The sequence below is a fragment of the Streptomyces sp. NPDC020747 genome (assembly GCF_044334695.1).
Taxonomy (GTDB): Bacteria; Actinomycetota; Actinomycetes; order Streptomycetales; family Streptomycetaceae; genus Streptomyces.
This window is the reverse complement of sequence record NZ_JBIRTJ010000002.1, coordinates 663,244-677,282: the sequence shown is the minus strand read 5'-3', so window position 1 is coordinate 677,282 and position 14,039 is coordinate 663,244. Positions and strand designations below refer to the sequence as shown.

15 protein-coding genes are annotated in these 14,039 nt (G+C 70.4%); 8 read left to right on the top strand and 7 right to left on the bottom strand.

The window, feature by feature from the left end; translation table 11 throughout:
* Window positions 1-42: 42 nt before the first annotated feature.
* Together ACH4YP_RS08110 and ACH4YP_RS08105 are read right to left on the bottom strand one after the other, a co-directional pair.
* Entirely contained in the window at window positions 43-306 is a 264-nt protein-coding gene (locus ACH4YP_RS08110) for a hypothetical protein (protein WP_398489857.1), read from the bottom strand.
* Window positions 307-366: 60 nt separating this feature from the next.
* Window positions 367-951: a dihydrofolate reductase family protein gene (locus ACH4YP_RS08105; RefSeq protein ID WP_361066556.1), complete on the bottom strand. Its 585-nt coding sequence runs from the start codon at window positions 949-951 to the stop codon at window positions 367-369.
* Window positions 952-1,070: 119 nt separating this feature from the next.
* On the opposite strand from ACH4YP_RS08105, the gene ACH4YP_RS08100 reads away from it, so the two are divergent.
* A complete protein-coding gene (locus ACH4YP_RS08100) occupies window positions 1,071-1,667 on the top strand; it encodes a TetR family transcriptional regulator (RefSeq protein WP_361066559.1) in 597 nt (198 codons plus the stop codon).
* A gap of 125 nt (window positions 1,668-1,792) precedes the next feature.
* On the opposite strand, the gene ACH4YP_RS08095 is transcribed toward ACH4YP_RS08100, so the two are convergent.
* The 3 genes from ACH4YP_RS08095 to ACH4YP_RS08085 all read right to left on the bottom strand — a co-directional run bounded on the left by ACH4YP_RS08095 (window position 1,793) and on the right by ACH4YP_RS08085 (window position 6,070).
* Complete coding sequence (locus ACH4YP_RS08095) at window positions 1,793-2,389, bottom strand: GNAT family N-acetyltransferase (RefSeq protein WP_398489855.1); 597 nt, start codon at window positions 2,387-2,389, stop codon at window positions 1,793-1,795.
* A gap of 1,031 nt (window positions 2,390-3,420) precedes the next feature.
* Window positions 3,421-4,551 carry a family 2 encapsulin nanocompartment cargo protein polyprenyl transferase gene (locus ACH4YP_RS08090; protein WP_361066565.1) on the bottom strand — a complete coding sequence of 377 codons (1,131 nt, stop codon included), beginning with the start codon at window positions 4,549-4,551 and terminating at the stop codon, window positions 3,421-3,423.
* A 112-nt stretch (window positions 4,552-4,663) separates the two neighbouring features.
* Entirely contained in the window at window positions 4,664-6,070 is a 1,407-nt protein-coding gene (locus ACH4YP_RS08085; protein WP_361066568.1) for a family 2B encapsulin nanocompartment shell protein, read from the bottom strand.
* Between the two features lie 300 nt (window positions 6,071-6,370).
* Here ACH4YP_RS08085 and ACH4YP_RS08080 point away from each other — a divergent pair, with 300 nt between their 5' ends.
* The 3 genes from ACH4YP_RS08080 (at window position 6,371) to ACH4YP_RS08070 (ending at window position 8,395) form a co-directional block, all read left to right on the top strand.
* On the top strand, window positions 6,371-6,604 hold the full coding sequence (locus ACH4YP_RS08080) for a hypothetical protein (protein WP_398489853.1): 234 nt from the start codon (window positions 6,371-6,373) through the stop codon (window positions 6,602-6,604).
* A gap of 146 nt (window positions 6,605-6,750) precedes the next feature.
* Window positions 6,751-7,341 carry an N-acetylmuramoyl-L-alanine amidase gene (locus ACH4YP_RS08075; protein WP_186001135.1) on the top strand — a complete coding sequence of 197 codons (591 nt, stop codon included), beginning with the start codon at window positions 6,751-6,753 and terminating at the stop codon, window positions 7,339-7,341.
* Between the two features lie 76 nt (window positions 7,342-7,417).
* Window positions 7,418-8,395: a 1-aminocyclopropane-1-carboxylate deaminase/D-cysteine desulfhydrase gene (locus ACH4YP_RS08070; protein ID WP_398489852.1), complete on the top strand. Its 978-nt coding sequence runs from the start codon at window positions 7,418-7,420 to the stop codon at window positions 8,393-8,395.
* On the opposite strand, the gene ACH4YP_RS08065 is transcribed toward ACH4YP_RS08070, so the two are convergent.
* Entirely contained in the window at window positions 8,392-9,987 is a 1,596-nt protein-coding gene (locus ACH4YP_RS08065) for a Na+/H+ antiporter (RefSeq protein ID WP_398489850.1), read from the bottom strand. The genes ACH4YP_RS08070 and ACH4YP_RS08065 overlap by 4 nt on opposite strands.
* A 61-nt stretch (window positions 9,988-10,048) precedes the next feature.
* Between ACH4YP_RS08065 and ACH4YP_RS08060 the strand changes: the two genes are divergently transcribed.
* The 3 genes from ACH4YP_RS08060 (at window position 10,049) to ACH4YP_RS08050 (ending at window position 12,119) form a co-directional block, all read left to right on the top strand.
* Window positions 10,049-10,309: a UBP-type zinc finger domain-containing protein gene (locus ACH4YP_RS08060; RefSeq protein ID WP_398489848.1), complete on the top strand. Its 261-nt coding sequence runs from the start codon at window positions 10,049-10,051 to the stop codon at window positions 10,307-10,309.
* A 251-nt stretch (window positions 10,310-10,560) separates the two neighbouring features.
* On the top strand, window positions 10,561-10,974 hold the full coding sequence (locus ACH4YP_RS08055) for an anti-sigma regulatory factor (RefSeq protein WP_055512819.1): 414 nt from the start codon (window positions 10,561-10,563) through the stop codon (window positions 10,972-10,974).
* Window positions 10,975-10,991: 17 nt separating this feature from the next.
* The gene (locus ACH4YP_RS08050; RefSeq protein ID WP_398489847.1) at window positions 10,992-12,119 is read left to right on the top strand and encodes a SigB/SigF/SigG family RNA polymerase sigma factor; all 1,128 of its coding nucleotides are present in this window, start codon (window positions 10,992-10,994) and stop codon (window positions 12,117-12,119) included.
* Between the two features lie 251 nt (window positions 12,120-12,370).
* Here ACH4YP_RS08050 and ACH4YP_RS08045 read toward each other — a convergent pair whose 3' ends face one another.
* Window positions 12,371-12,832, bottom strand: a complete 462-nt coding sequence (locus ACH4YP_RS08045; RefSeq protein WP_398489845.1) for a hypothetical protein — start codon at window positions 12,830-12,832, stop codon at window positions 12,371-12,373.
* Window positions 12,833-12,966: 134 nt separating this feature from the next.
* Here ACH4YP_RS08045 and ACH4YP_RS08040 point away from each other — a divergent pair, with 134 nt between their 5' ends.
* The gene (locus ACH4YP_RS08040) at window positions 12,967-13,935 is read left to right on the top strand and encodes a diacylglycerol kinase family protein (protein ID WP_359950157.1); all 969 of its coding nucleotides are present in this window, start codon (window positions 12,967-12,969) and stop codon (window positions 13,933-13,935) included.
* Window positions 13,936-14,039: the final 104 nt, after the last annotated feature.

The window sequence follows — 14,039 nt, the reverse complement described above, 5'->3', positions numbered from 1 at the left end:
GCGCGGAAAATTTTTCCTGCGGTTTCTCGCGGGCCGTCGCACTCAGGAATCCCGCTCCACGGACGCCTGGTCCGCAGCCGCCGGGCCGGCGACCGCCTGCGGTGCCTCGGGCGGCCCGGGCTCGCTCGCGAGGACGCGCTCCGACTCGGCCTTGTCGGCCTCCCCCTCCTCGTACTCCGCGCACTGGGGGTTCTGGCAGGGGCCCGCGCCCCACAGGGGCACGAAGACCCCGAGGGTCTTGTGCCGACGAACGACCGTGTCCACGGCCTGCTTGCAGACCGGACAGACGTACTCATCGCTGGTCATGTCCCCAGGGTATTGCGGGAGCTCGCGCCCCGACAGGCGGGCGACGAACCCGCGCCGGAATCAGCGCTTCCTGCTGTACGTCCGCACGACCGCCCCGTTCTTGAACGTGCGCACCTCGCCGAGCGTGAACTCGCCGACGGCGAACCCGGAGCCGAACATCGGCATGCCGGAGCCCAGCACGATCGGATACGTCTTGACGACGAGCTCGTCGATCTCGTCGACCAGTTCCCCCGCGAGCCGGGAGCCGCCGCACAGATAGATACCGAGATCGCCGTCCTCCGCCTTGAGCTCACGGACCTTGCCGACCAGGTCGTCGGAGATGATCTCGACGTGCGGGTCGGGCGACTCCTTCAGGCTGCGCGAGGCGACGTACTCGCGCATGTGGGCGTACGGGCTGGTGACGCCGATCTCCAGCGCGATGTCGTAGCTGGCGCGGCCCTGGATGATCGTGTCGTACTTCTGGTTCGCCAGGTGGTCCGTGCCCGTCGCCCGACGGCCGTGGGTCGGCAGCGTCTCCGGGTATTCGGTCTTGAGGAAGTCGAAGAACTCCTCGTCGACCATCTCCACCATCATCTGTGCGTCGCCGCTCGGGTCGCCGATGAAGCCGTCGATCGAGCAGGCGATGAAATACGTGAGCTTTCGCAAGCCGGTCTCTTTCCGTAGGATGCGTGAACCACTCCATTCATAGTGCTCCATCTGTAGTGGTTGCAAGAGGATTTCCGAGGATCCCCCGTACGGGACTCAAGCAGGAGAGGGGATTCCGCATGGCGAGCAATCCGGAGCGCAGGGCCGCCCTGGTCGACGCCGGTGTGGAGGTGCTGGCGCGCGAGGGGGCACGCGGGCTGACGTTCCGCGCGGTGGACGGCGAGGCCAAGGTGCCGGTGGGCACGGCCTCGAACTACTTCGGCGGCCGCGACGACCTGCTCCGCCAGATCGACGCCCGCCTCCACCAACGCCTCGCCCCGGACCCCGAGGTCCTGGCCGAGCTCATGAAGGCCCCCAAGGACCGCACCCTGGTCACGGCGTTCATGCACGACCTCATGGCCCGCGCCCAGCGCGACCGCACGGGCTATCTGGCCCTGCTGGAGATGCGGCTGGAAGCCACCCGCCGCCCCGAACTCCGCGCCTCCTACACGAAGACGATCCGCGCCGACCTCGAACACGGCATGGAGTTCCACCGCGGGGCAGGCCTCCCCGGCGGCGACGAGACGGTGACGGTCCTGTACCTCGCCATGCTCGGTCTGATCCTCGAACACCTGACCCTGCCGGGCGTCCTGGAGGGCGTGCTGCCGGGAGTGACCGTCCCGGACGGGCTGGTGGAACGGATCGTCGCGACGATCGTGCCGGAGCGGGACGACTGAGCGCACGGGGGCGCCCCATCAGGGCGCGGGGGACTGCGCGGCCGGCCTTCACCGGCCCGCAGACTACGAACAGCCCTCTCGCGGTTCGGTTCGCGGAACGATCGGCCGTTCCGTGAACCGCCCGGCTAACCGAGCGGTTCGCGCCACATGGGCCACATCAACGGCCCGGCCGGAAGTTCGAGCGCGTTCCCCGTGAACTCGAACCCGAGCCGCTCATAGAGCCCCCGGCTGCGCGCACTGCTCGCCTCCAGATACGCGGCCACACCTTCACCATCACACCGGTCCAGCACATGCCGGACAAGCGCGGCACCGAGCCCCTCCCCTTGCCGGCCCGGCGCGACGCCGATCATCCAGAGGTACTCGTGGGCCCGCCCCTCCGGGTGGATCCCGGCGGTCAACCGGCCTATCAGCTCGACCCGTTCGTTCTCGGGGTCGACTTCCTCGCGCATCTGGGCGGGCCCGTCCTCGTCGTCCTCCTCGGCGGGCTCCGCGGGCACGGACAGCCACAGCGCACAGGCCGAACCATCCTCCGTGACGTCCACGTACCCCTCGGCGAGCACGGCGTCGAAGAAGGCGCCCATCAGCAACGGATGCCTGAGCCGCCGGTGTTCCGCGTCGGGAAAGACCCAGCTGCTCACCGGGTCGTTCTGGAAGGCCTCGTCGAGCAGCCGTGTCACGGCCTCCCGGTCGTTCTCGCCCGCTCTGCGGATCGCCACACCCATAGCCCGCCCCTTATGGCTCAACCGCCCATGCCCACTCGGCCGTTGCAGCCTAGGCGATCACTTCGGCGGAAGGCGACGGGCCCCGCACACCGTGGGGATGCGCGGGGCCCGCCAGAACCGGAGCCCCTCCGCCTCACCGCGTTGTCAGGCACCGCGCGGCGAAGAGAGCTCCGGAGTCTCGTACCCATTACGGCCGACGAACGCCGTACCGCTCAGGGTGGAGTGGCGGAAGTGAAGTGAGAGTGGAGGCGGACCGTAGACGGGCCCTAGACGGGCGGTGTGGAGGCGGCCCGGACCGAAAGCGGGGCGAGCTGGGAGCGAGCCGGGCTCAGCTGGGCCTAGCTCAGCTGGGCTGGGCTGGGCTGGGCTGGGCTGGGCTGGGAACGGTCGCGTACCGCCCGGCCCGGCAGACCGCGCCGAGTCGGGCTGAGCCAGACCGACCGGGCAGGGCCGAACAGGCGGTACCACTCCCCGCCGTACCGAGCCGGATCGGGCTCGGTCCAGCCGGATCGGGCTCGGCCAAGCCGAGTTGAGCCCGGTTGAGCCGAGCCGGGCCCGGATGAGCCAGGTTAGGTCGAGCTGAGTCGGGTTGGGTTGGGTTGGGTTGGGACCAGTCGAGCCGAGTCAGGCCCGGCCAAGCCGGATCGGGACCCCATCCCCCACCTCCAGGCACCGACAGCCCACCCGCCGCGCAGCCTCATCCACCGCGCCCAGCCGAGCCGTCCCACCCGGGCAGTGCCTTCCCGCCCCGCCCCCGCACGTCCCCCTCAGTCTTCCTCTGCCCTCGCCGGCCCCCGGCCTTCCTCGACCGTCCTCGCCCCTTGTTCCCCCTGCCCCTCCCTGCCTCCCCGTTCCCCTGTCCCCCGACGCCGTGCGGCTTCGGCTGCCGCGTCCCCGCGGGCACCGCACGGCATCGGCCACCTGATCTCTACATATGCGCCGCCCTTCGGTCACCCTTCACTCGTCGCACCCGTCTCACGCGTCCCACTCGTCACCCCCATCGGCGGCCCGAACTCACGCGCTCCGCCGCCTCATGTGCTCCGCCGCGTCACGAACTCCGCCAGCGACAGAAGCCCTCCCGCCGCCTCCGGATCCGGGACGGCCCGGGACAGGTGCTGCAGGGCCCTGGCCATCCGGTCGGCGGCCTGGACCTGGGCCCAGTCACGGCCACCCGCCCGCTCGACGGCGAGGACCGTACGCTCCAGATCGCCGTCGCGGTACGGAACCCGGTACAACTCGGCCAGTTCGGCCGCGGCCGGTGTGCCCGAGGCGAGCGCGGCGACGACCGGGAGGGACTTCTTGCGGGCCATCAGATCCGCCCCGGCCGGCTTGCCGGTGCGGCTCGGGTCCCCCCAGATACCGATCACGTCGTCGATGAGCTGGAAGGCGAGGCCGGCCTCGCGCCCGAACGCGTCGAGGGCGTCGACGTCCTCCTCCCCGGCCCCCGCGTACAGCGCCCCGAGCGCGCACGCGCAGCCGAGCAGCGCCCCCGTCTTGGCCTCGGCCATGGCGAGCACCTCGTCGAGCGTGACGTCGTCGGGACCGCGGCGCTCCATCGCGGTGTCCGTGTGCTGGCCCGCGCACAGTTCGACGACACAGCTCGCGAGCCGCGCGGCCGCCGCCGAGGACGCCGGATGCGGATCCTCGGCGAGCAGCCGGTGGGCCAGCGCCTGCAAGGAGTCCCCGGCCAGGACCGCGTCGGCGTCGCCGAACACGGCCCACGCGGTGGGCCGGTGCCTGCGGGTGGTGTCCCGGTCCATCACGTCGTCGTGCAGCAGGGTGAAGTTGTGCACCAGCTCCACCGCGGCGGCCGCCCGTACGGCCGTCTCCTGCTGTCCGCCGAGCGCCCGGACCGCGGTCAGCACGAGCGCCGGCCGGATCGCCTTGCCCGCGTTCCCCGCCGCCGGGCTGCCGTCCGCGTGCTCCCACCCGAAGTGGTAGAGCGCGATACGACGCAACGGGCCGGGCAACGACTCGATGACGCGGCGCAGTTCGGGGTCGACCGACGCCCGGGACCGCTCCAGGATCCCGGCGGCCTCCTGTCCGTCGGGCGAACCGCGTCGCCCGCCGGGCACGCCACCCGGCACCGGTCCTCCCCGCGCTTCCGGTCCTTCCACGGCCGGCAGCGGGCTCTGTTGCGTCTCCGTCATGAGCTCACCCATGGATCCGCCTCGCGGAGTGCGTGAACGGTGGCGGTTCCGCCGGCGACGGGCGCGTACCCCTTCGGTCCCCCCGCACCGGCGGACGGGGACACGGCGCGCGCCGTGCGGGACGTCACCTCCAGCGGCCGATCTCGACGTTCTCCAGGACCCCGAGCGCGTCGGGCACCAGGACCGCGGCCGAGTAGTACGTCGTCACCAGGTACGACATGATCGCCTGCTCGCTGATGCCCATGAACCGCACGGACAGGCTCGGCTCGATCTCGTCCGGGATGCCGGCCTGCTGGAGCCCGATGACGCCCTGGTCGGCCTCGCCCGTACGCATGGCGATGATCGAGGTCGTGCGGGCCTCGGTGACCGGGATCTTGTTGCACGGGAACATCGGCACACCGCGCCAGGTGGGAATGCGGTTGCCACCCATGTCGACGGTCTCCGGGACGAGACCCCTCTTGTTGAGCTCGCGGCCGAACGCCGAGATCGCGCGCGGGTGGGCGAGCAGCAGTTTGGTGCCGCGCCGCCTGGTGAGCAGCTCGTCCAGGTCGTCCGGGCTGGGTACGCCGTCGTGCGGCTGCAGCCGCTGGTCGTACTCGCAGTTGTTGAGCAGCCCGAACTCCCGGTTGTTGATGAGCTCGTGCTCCTGGCGCTCCTTCAGCGCCTCGACCGTGAGCCGCAACTGCTGCTCGGTCTGGTTCATCGGCTGGTTGTAGAGGTCGGCCACGCGCGTGTGGATGCGCAGTACGGTCTGGGCGACGCTGAGTTCGTACTCGCGCGGTGCCGCGTCGTAGTCGACGTACGTCCCCGGGATGGCCTGCTCCCCGGTGTGGCCGGCGGCGAGGTCGATCTCCTTCTCGCCGTAGTTGTTGGCGCGCTGTGTCGGAATCGCGCGCAGTTGCTGAAGGTGCTCGCGCAGGGATTCAGAGCGCTCGGCGATCTGGTCGAGGTCCTGGCGGGGCAGCGCGAGGACCGTGCAGGCCGTGACCGCGCGGGCCGTGTACTCCCAGATCGCCTCCGGGTCGGTGATCGCCTGCTCGCCGAAGTAGGCGCCGTCGGCGAGGACGCCCAGGACCGCGTCGTCCCCGTACGGACCCGTGCCGATCTTCTCGACCTTGCCGTGTGCGAGCAGGAACACCTCGTCGGCCTGGCTGCCGAAGGAGGCGAGCACGTCGCCCGGGTCGAACTCCCGCTGCTGGCAACGCTGTGCGAGCTCGGCGAGCACCTCCGGGTCCTCATAGGTGCGCAGTGCCGGCAGTTCGCCGAGCTCCGCGGGGATGACCTGGACGCGGTCACCCGTCTTCACGAACGTCACGCGACCGTCGCCCACCGAGTAGCTGAGCCTGCGGTTCACGCGGTATGTGCCGCCCTGCACGTTCACCCACGGCAGCATGCGCAGCAGCCATCGTGAGCTGATCTCCTGCATCTGTGGCGCGGACTTGGTGGTCGTGGCCAGGTTCCGCGCCGCGGATGTGCCGAGACTCTTCTGCGGCTGGTCCTGGTCCGCGCGGATCTCTTCGCCTACCGACATGAAATTGCCCTCCCCATCGTGCAATGAGCTGCGCCGAGAACACTTTCATCACGGACCGTGCCGGTGCTATTACACGAACGAGCGGGAATGGATCTTCGAAAGCAGGGCATAACGGAGGGCCCCGTCCGGGCCGGCCGGTCCTGGCGACCGGCCGGCCCGGCGACGTGGATCTCCCCGATCGCTCACGGATCGCTCACCGATCACTTCGCGATCACTTCCCGATCGGGAACTTCAAGATCGGGCCGCCCGTTGAACCGGCGAAACGGACGAATGACGACGAACGATGATGAGGAGACGGCAATGGCAGGCTTCCTGGACCGCGCCAAGGAACAAGCACAGCGCGGCCTCACGCAGGGCAAGCAGAAGCTCGACGACGTCCAGGCACAGCGGGCGGGCAGCGATCTGCTGAAGAGCCTGGGCGCGGCCTACCTCGCGGAGCGGCGCGGCAGCGGCTCTCCGGAGGCCACGCAGCAGGCCCTCCAGGCCGTGGAGAGCCACATCGCGACGCACGGGGACGGCTTTCTGCGCGCCTGAGGCGGTCCGCGCGTACCGCTGCCCCGCCTGACCGGATCGGCTCGCACGCCGTGCGAAGAAGTGGCTCCGACCGAGGAGATCCGGGTACAAGCAGCGGTACGAGACGGCCGCGTCGGGTGGCCGTCGCGGCCTGTAAGGAGGCGGTCATGGCCCCACCCATGTCCGCGGGCAGCTTTCTCAGCCGGCTCAAGGCGGAAGGGCTCACGGTCGTCGAGGTCGGCGACTGGGAACATCACAACCGCAATCACAAGGGCCCGTGGGGCCCGGTCCACGGCGTGATGATCCACCACACGGTGACATCGGGCAGTCAGCGCACGGTCGAGATCTGCCGCGACGGCTACAGCGGCCTGCCCGGCCCGTTGTGCCACGGTGTCATCACCAAGGACGGCAGAGTCCACCTCGTCGGCTACGGCCGTTCCAACCACGCGGGCCTGGGCGACGACGACGTCCTGCGCGCGGTCATCGCGGAGAAGGCCCTCCCGCCGGACAACGAGGCGAACACCGACGGCAACCGCCACTTCTACGGCTTCGAGTGCGAGAACCTCGGCGACGGCGAGGACCCCTGGCCCGAGGCCCAGCTCGACGCCATCGAGCGCGCCGCGGCGGCGGTCTGCCGCCACCACGGCTGGACGGCACGCTCGGTCATCGGCCACCTCGAATGGCAGCCGGGCAAGATCGACCCCCGTGGTTTCACGATGGCGGCCATGCGGGATCGCATCCACGAACGACTGAAGTAGCGCCTGCGTGGCGGGCCCGCGCCGCCGGTGCCACCGTGACTCTGCCCCGCTCGGACACGTGTCCGACAATGGGTGGGTGATCAGCCCCGAGCCCTCCGAGACACCCGAGAGCCCCGAAGCGCTCGGCCTCGGCGCCCTGCGGCCACGGCTGCCGTCCCCGGTGCGGGAGGCCGTGGACGAGCGGTTCGCGCGGCGCGGCGTCCGGCTGCTGCTCAAGCGGGACGATCTGATCCACCCGGAGCTGGTCGGCAACAAGTGGCGCAAGCTGGCCCCGAACCTGCGGGCGGCGGCGGGCCGCACGGTCCTCACCTTCGGCGGCGCGTACTCGAACCATCTGCGGGCCACCGCCGCCGCGGGCCGCCTCCTGGGCCTGCCCACCGTCGGCGTGGTCCGCGGCCAGGAGCTCGCCGACCGCCCGCTCAACCCGTCCCTGGCCCAGTGCGCGGCCGACGGCATGCGGTTCCACTTCGTCGACAGATCGACGTACCGCCGCAAGAGCGAGCCGAAGACGCTGGCCGCGCTCCTTCGCGCGTGCGCCGCCGAGGACGCGTACGTGATCCCGGAGGGCGGCAGCAACTCCCTCGCCGTCCTGGGCTGCCGCGCCCTCGGCGAGGAGCTGCGGGACCACGGCGGTGTCGACGTGGCCGCGGTCGCCTGCGGCACGGGCGGCACCTTCGCGGGCCTGGCCGCCGGCCTCGGCCCGGGCCGGCGCGCTCTCGGCGTCCCCGTGCTCAAGGGCGGCTTCCTCGACGCCGAGATACGTACGCTCCAGGGCGAGGCCTTCGGCGGCCCGCGCGGCGACTGGTCGCTCGACGACCGCTTCCACTTCGGCGGTTACGCCCGTACACCACCCGAACTCGACGCGTTCGCCGCCGACTTCGAGCAGCGCCACGGTCTGCCCGTGGAGCGTCTCTATGTCGCCAAGTTGCTGTACGGACTTGTCGCCCTCGTCGAGGAAGGCGCGTTCGCGCGCGGGACGACGGTCGCGGCGGTCGTCACCGGCAGCCCCCACCCCCGGGCCGCCGACCGGTTCCAGACCTGTTCCAGGGCCTAGGTCGCCTCGCGGAAGGCCGCCGCCTCCTCCAGGTCCAGGCGTCGCAGCAGCGTCCGGAGCATCTCGTCGTCGATGTAACGGCCGTCCCGGAGCCTCACGAACATCTCCCGCTCGGCGCCGATCATCTCGCGCGACAGCCGCCGGTACGTGTCGTCGACGGTCTCCCCGGTCACGGGGTTCACCGTCCCGAGCCGCTCCCACACGGCGTTGCGGCGGCGTTCCAGGACCGTGCGGAGCCGGTCGGCCAGCGGAGGCGGCAGCGCGTTGCGCTCGTCGTCGAGGAGCTCGTCCAGGCGGCGCTCAGCGGTCCGGGACGCCTGCGCCTGGGCGTTCGCCTCCGCGAGCGTCTCGGCCTGCCGGTCCCGCTCGGGCAGTTTCAGCAGCCGGACCAGCGGGGGCAGTGTCAGCCCCTGCACCACCAGCGTGCCGATCACCGTCGTGAAGGTCAGGAAGAGGATCAGATTGCGGCCCGGGAACTCCTCGCCGCCCTCCGCGGTGAGCGGGATCGAGAAGGCGATGGCGAGCGAGACCACACCTCTCATCCCGGCCCAGCTGATGATGAACGGACCCTTCCAGGAGGGGTCGTCCTCCCGTTCCCGGATCCGCTTGGACAGCATGCGCGGCAGGAAGGTCGCGGGATACACCCACACGAAGCGGGACACGACGACGACCAGGAAGACGGCCACCGCGTACCAGGCGGCGCTCGCTCCCTCGTACTCGTCGAGGCCCTTGAGGACGATCGGGAGCTGCAGGCCGATCAGTGCGAAGACCGCCGACTCCAGGATGAACGCGACCATCTTCCACACCGCCTCCTCCTGGAGCCGGGTCGCGAAGTCGACCTCCCAGTTGCGGTGCCCCAGGTAGAGCGCGACGACGACCACGGCGAGCACTCCGGAGGCGTGCACCTGCTCGGCGACCGCGTACGCGAAGAACGGGATCAGCAGCGACAGGGAGTTCTGGAGCAGCGCCTCCGTCAGGTGCGTACGCAGCCAGTGGAGCGGCACCATCAGGACGACTCCGATCCCGACACCGCCGATCGCCGCGAGCAGGAACTCTCCGATGCCGCCCGCCCAGGTCGCGCCCTCTCCGACGACGGCGGCGAGCGCCACCCGGTAGGCGGTGATCGCGGTCGCGTCGTTCACCAGGGACTCTCCTTGCAGGATCGTGGTGACCCTGGAGGGCAGTCCGACCCGGCGTGCCACCGCCGTCGCCGCCACCGCGTCCGGCGGCGCCACGACCGCGCCGAGCACCAGCGCGGCCGTCAGCGACAGGTCCGGCACGATCATGTAGGCGGCCCAGCCGACGACGAACGTCGCGAAGAGCACGTACCCGACCGACAGCAGCGCGACCGGCCTGAGTTGCGCCCGCAGATCGAGGTACGAGCTGTCCGTGGCCGCCGTGTAGAGCAGCGGGGGCAGCACCAGCGGAAGCACCACGTCGGGGTCGAGGGTGTATTCGGGGACCCCGGGCAGGTACGAGACGACCAGGCCCGCGGTGACCAGCAGCAGCGGCGCGGGCACCGGGGTACGGCGGGCCGCGCCGGCGATCACGGCGCTGCCCGCGACCAGCAGGAGGAGGGGCATCACATGCATCGGATTCGGCCCGCCTTCGTTTCGGCGCGGATTCCCGCACGCCCGACGTAATCTGGCAATCATGAAACAGTGCACGCACGCCGACGCGCTGCCGCATCCAGAACCCGAGCCACTGAGCGAGACCTGCCTGGGGTGTCTGGCGGCCGGCTCGCACCCCGTGCAGTTGCGACTGTGTCTCAGCTGCGGAGACGTGGGCTGCTGCGACTCGTCGCCGCTGCGGCACGCCACGGCGCACTTCAAGGAGACGGGACACCCGATCATGCGCACGTTCGAGCCCGGAGAGAACTGGCGCTGGTGCTTCGTCGACCACGTACTCGTGTGACGAGGGATCCGGACGGTTCGACCCTCTGACCGTTGGGTACGTCAACCCGGCGCGCGCTCTTCCCAATTGGGCCCGCAGACCCCTAGCCACTGTGCGTATCCGTAGGTTTACTATGAGTGACAGCACGGGGTTGGGGTCCCGAGGACAGGAAACCTGAGAGCGCGATAGCGTCACCGCTGAACCACGTTGCGCGTTACCCCGGGGGGCGACCCTCGGCCCCCGAAAGAGCTTGTACCACCTTGGAGGTGAGGGTGTCCCAGATCGCAGGCGAGCCCGCGACCCAGGACTTCGTGGAAGTCCGGCTGCCGGCTGCGGGTGCCTACCTGTCGGTGCTGCGCACGGCCACAGCCGGCCTCGCGGCGCGTTTGGACTTCACCCTCGACGAGATCGAGGACTTGCGCATCGCCGTGGACGAGGCATGCGCGATCCTGTTGCAACAGGCGGTGCCGGGCTCCGTGCTCAGCTGTGTCTTCCGCCTGATCGACGACTCGCTCGAGGTGACCGTCTCGGCCCCGACCACCGACGGCCATGCCCCCGCGCGGGACACCTTCGCCTGGACCGTGCTGTCGGCCCTCGCCGGCAAGGTGTCCTCCTCGGTGGCCGACGACAAAACCGTTTCGATCAGCCTCTACAAACAGCGCGGCGCGGGACCCGGGCCGGCGTGAGGAACGGGGACGGGCCGGTGCGGGACGAAGAGCGCGGCACACGGGAGCTTCCCGGCGAGGGCGAGAGCGGCCCGACCGGGCCGCGGCCTCTGGCGGAAGGTGTCGACGGCATCCCCGAGCAGCAGGCCCGGCCGCATCCGGAGGACGACGCCTCCTCGGCGGCCGAAGCGCCTCAGCGGGAAGAGCCGGTCGACAAGGACGGGCGCGAGGCGCTCTCCGACAGTGACGGGCGACAGGATCCAGACGTTGCCGCGCAGCGGACGTCCCCCCGGACGGAGTCTGGGGGGACGTCCTCGGAAGGGCGGCGGCGGGTGACGGGCGGGATCATGAGCGAGCAGCACGAGCACGAACGAAATGCCGACAGCGGCGCGTCGGGGACGCAGCGCGACCCCCACGACCGCAGCGCGGCGCGGGCCAGGTTCATCGAGCTGCGCAAGCTGGATGTCGCCAGTCCCGAGTACGCGGAGTTGCGCAACCGGCTGGTCCGGATGCACCTGCCGCTCGTGGAGCACCTCGCGCGCCGCTTCCGCAACCGCGGTGAGCCGCTGGACGACCTCACGCAGGTCGCCACCATCGGCCTGATCAAGTCGGTCGACCGTTTCGACCCGGAGCGCGGCGTCGAGTTCTCGACGTACGCGACTCCGACGGTGGTCGGCGAGATCAAGCGGCACTTCCGCGACAAGGGCTGGGCGGTGCGGGTGCCGCGCCGGCTGCAGGAACTGCGGCTCGCGCTCACCACGGCGACCGCGGAGCTCTCACAGCGGCACGGCCGCTCGCCCACGGTCCACGAGCTGGCCGAGAAGCTGGGCATCTCGGAGGAGGAGGTCCTGGAGGGCCTGGAGTCGGCCAACGCGTACTCCACGCTGTCCCTGGACGTCCCCGACACGGACGACGAGTCCCCGGCGGTCGCGGACACCCTGGGCTCGTACGACGAGGCCCTGGAGGGTGTCGAGTACCGCGAGTCCCTCAAGCCCCTCCTTGAGGACCTCCCACCGCGCGAGAAGCGGATCCTCCTCCTTCGCTTCTTCGCCAACATGACCCAGTCCCAGATCGCCCAGGAGGTGGGCATCTCCCAGATGCACGTCTCCCGCCTGCTGGCCCGCACCCTGGCCCAGCTGCGGGAGAAGCTGCTGGTGGAGGAGTAACAGACCGCGCCCCTGAGGCAGGGGCGCGGGCAACTACGGGGTTTTCGGCGACACGGGCAACTGCGTCTCCCCAGGGGCACGGGGGACGCATCGCTTTCGAGGGGCGCGGGGAACCGCGCGATCAGCCACAGCGGACCCGCACACTCAGTTCACCCTCAGCACAACGCCCTCAAGCACACCCCGGCAGTACAACACCCGATGCACACCCCAGCGGGTACGCCCTCGGTCGTACGCCCCACGCGTACCCCGGACTACTTCGACTCCCGTACCCCACCCGGCCCGGTGATCCCCAGGGCCCTGGTCGTCTCCGGATTCACGATCAGCACCAGCGCCGCAACGGCCACCACCGCGAGGGCGATCCCCCCGGGAATGGCGAGACTGTCGGCCTGAAGCAGGTTGTACGCGACGGGCAGCGCCATGATCTGCGTGATGATCGCCGGCCCCCGGCTCCAGCCGCGCCGCAACAACAGCCCACGCGCGGCCAGCAGCGGAAGCAGCGCGAGCACGATCAGCGTCACGCCTCCGGTGACGGCCTGGCTGCGGTCGTCCGGGTGCCCCGTGAGACCCATCACCAGCATGTAGGCGCCACCGGCGACAAGAGCGAGCCCCTCCAGCGCTGCGAGCGCCGCCGCGACGGTCAGCCGCGTGGGACGGGGTTCGGCGTCGGAGGTGCCAGGGGCGGTGTCCGGGGTCGGTTTCTGCTCAGAGCTCACCCCTGAAGAGTAGCCCTCGCCCCATACCCGCCAACGGCCCCGGGCACCCCGGGAAACCCACTGCGTGGCGCCCCTCACACCTGATCCATACCTCGGTATGGGCCGAGTACCACGCGGTAGGTACGCTGCATCGCATGCGTGCACTTCTCGTGGTCAATCCGGCGGCAACCACCACAAGCGCGCGCACGCGTGACGTCTTGATCCACGCACTGGCGAGCGAGATGAAGCTCGAAGCGGTCACCACCGAGTACCGCGGGCACGCCAGGGACCTCGGCCGGCAGGCCGCGGAGAGCAAGGACATAGAACTGGTCGTGGCCCTCGGCGGCGACGGCACGGTCAACGAGGTCGTGAACGGTCTGCTGCACGGCGGCCCCGACCCTGACCGGCTGCCCGGCCTCGCCGTCGTCCCCGGCGGCTCCACCAATGTCTTCGCGCGCGCCCTCGGCCTGCCGAACGAGCCCGTGGAGGCCACCGGCGCCCTCCTCGACGCGTTGCGCGAGGGCCGGCAGCGCACGGTGGGCCTCGGCCTCGCCGCGGGCACCCCGGGCAGTGAGGACGAAGGCGTCCCCGCCCGCTGGTTCACCTTCAACGCGGGTCTCGGCTTCGACGCCGGTGTGGTCGGCCGCGTCGAACAGCACCGCGAGCGCGGCAAGCGTTCCACGCACTCCCTCTACCTGCGCCAGGCGATGCGCCAGTTCTTCGGGGAGACCCACCGCCGCCACGGCACGATCACACTGGATCGGCCGGGCGCGGACCCGGTGACCGATTTGGTGCTGTCGATAGTCTGCAACACCTCTCCGTGGACGTATCTGGGCAATCGCCCGGTGTACGCGTCACCTAAGGCCTCGTTCGATACCGGGCTCGATGTACTCGGTCTCAGCCGCATGTCGACGCCCGCTGTTGCCCGGTATGGCACCCAGTTGCTCACTTCGTCCCCCGAACGCGGACCCCACGGGAAGCACGCGGTGTCCCTGCACGACCTGACCGACTTCACCTTGCATTCGAAGGTCCCACTCCCCCTCCAGATGGACGGCGACCACCTAGGGCTGCGTACGAGCGTGACGTTCACAGGCGTTCGTCGTGCACTGCGTGTGATTGTGTGAGCGGAACGGGCTAAAGTCCTTCCACTCGAACGTTTAGGCCAGGATCCACCCCATGGAAGTACGGCTGTGACCTAGTCGACACCGAGGAATCAAAAAAAACTTTC

What these genes read in the sequence shown, in the direction of transcription:
- ACH4YP_RS08110 (WP_398489857.1), bottom strand. Translation starts at nt 306, where the DNA reads ATGACCAGCGATGAGTACGTCTGTCCGGTCTGCAAGCAGGCCGTGGAC.
- ACH4YP_RS08100 (WP_361066559.1), top strand. Translation starts at nt 1,071, where the DNA reads ATGGCGAGCAATCCGGAGCGCAGGGCCGCCCTGGTCGACGCCGGTGTG.
- ACH4YP_RS08095 (WP_398489855.1), bottom strand. Translation starts at nt 2,389, where the DNA reads ATGGGTGTGGCGATCCGCAGAGCGGGCGAGAACGACCGGGAGGCCGTG.
- ACH4YP_RS08090 (WP_361066565.1), bottom strand. Translation starts at nt 4,551, where the DNA reads ATGGGTGAGCTCATGACGGAGACGCAACAGAGCCCGCTGCCGGCCGTG.
- ACH4YP_RS08085 (WP_361066568.1), bottom strand. Translation starts at nt 6,070, where the DNA reads ATGTCGGTAGGCGAAGAGATCCGCGCGGACCAGGACCAGCCGCAGAAG.
- ACH4YP_RS08080 (WP_398489853.1), top strand. Translation starts at nt 6,371, where the DNA reads ATGGCAGGCTTCCTGGACCGCGCCAAGGAACAAGCACAGCGCGGCCTC.
- ACH4YP_RS08075 (WP_186001135.1), top strand. Translation starts at nt 6,751, where the DNA reads ATGGCCCCACCCATGTCCGCGGGCAGCTTTCTCAGCCGGCTCAAGGCG.
- ACH4YP_RS08065 (WP_398489850.1), bottom strand. Translation starts at nt 9,987, where the DNA reads ATGCATGTGATGCCCCTCCTCCTGCTGGTCGCGGGCAGCGCCGTGATC.
- ACH4YP_RS08060 (WP_398489848.1), top strand. Translation starts at nt 10,049, where the DNA reads ATGAAACAGTGCACGCACGCCGACGCGCTGCCGCATCCAGAACCCGAG.
- ACH4YP_RS08040 (WP_359950157.1), top strand. Translation starts at nt 12,967, where the DNA reads ATGCGTGCACTTCTCGTGGTCAATCCGGCGGCAACCACCACAAGCGCG.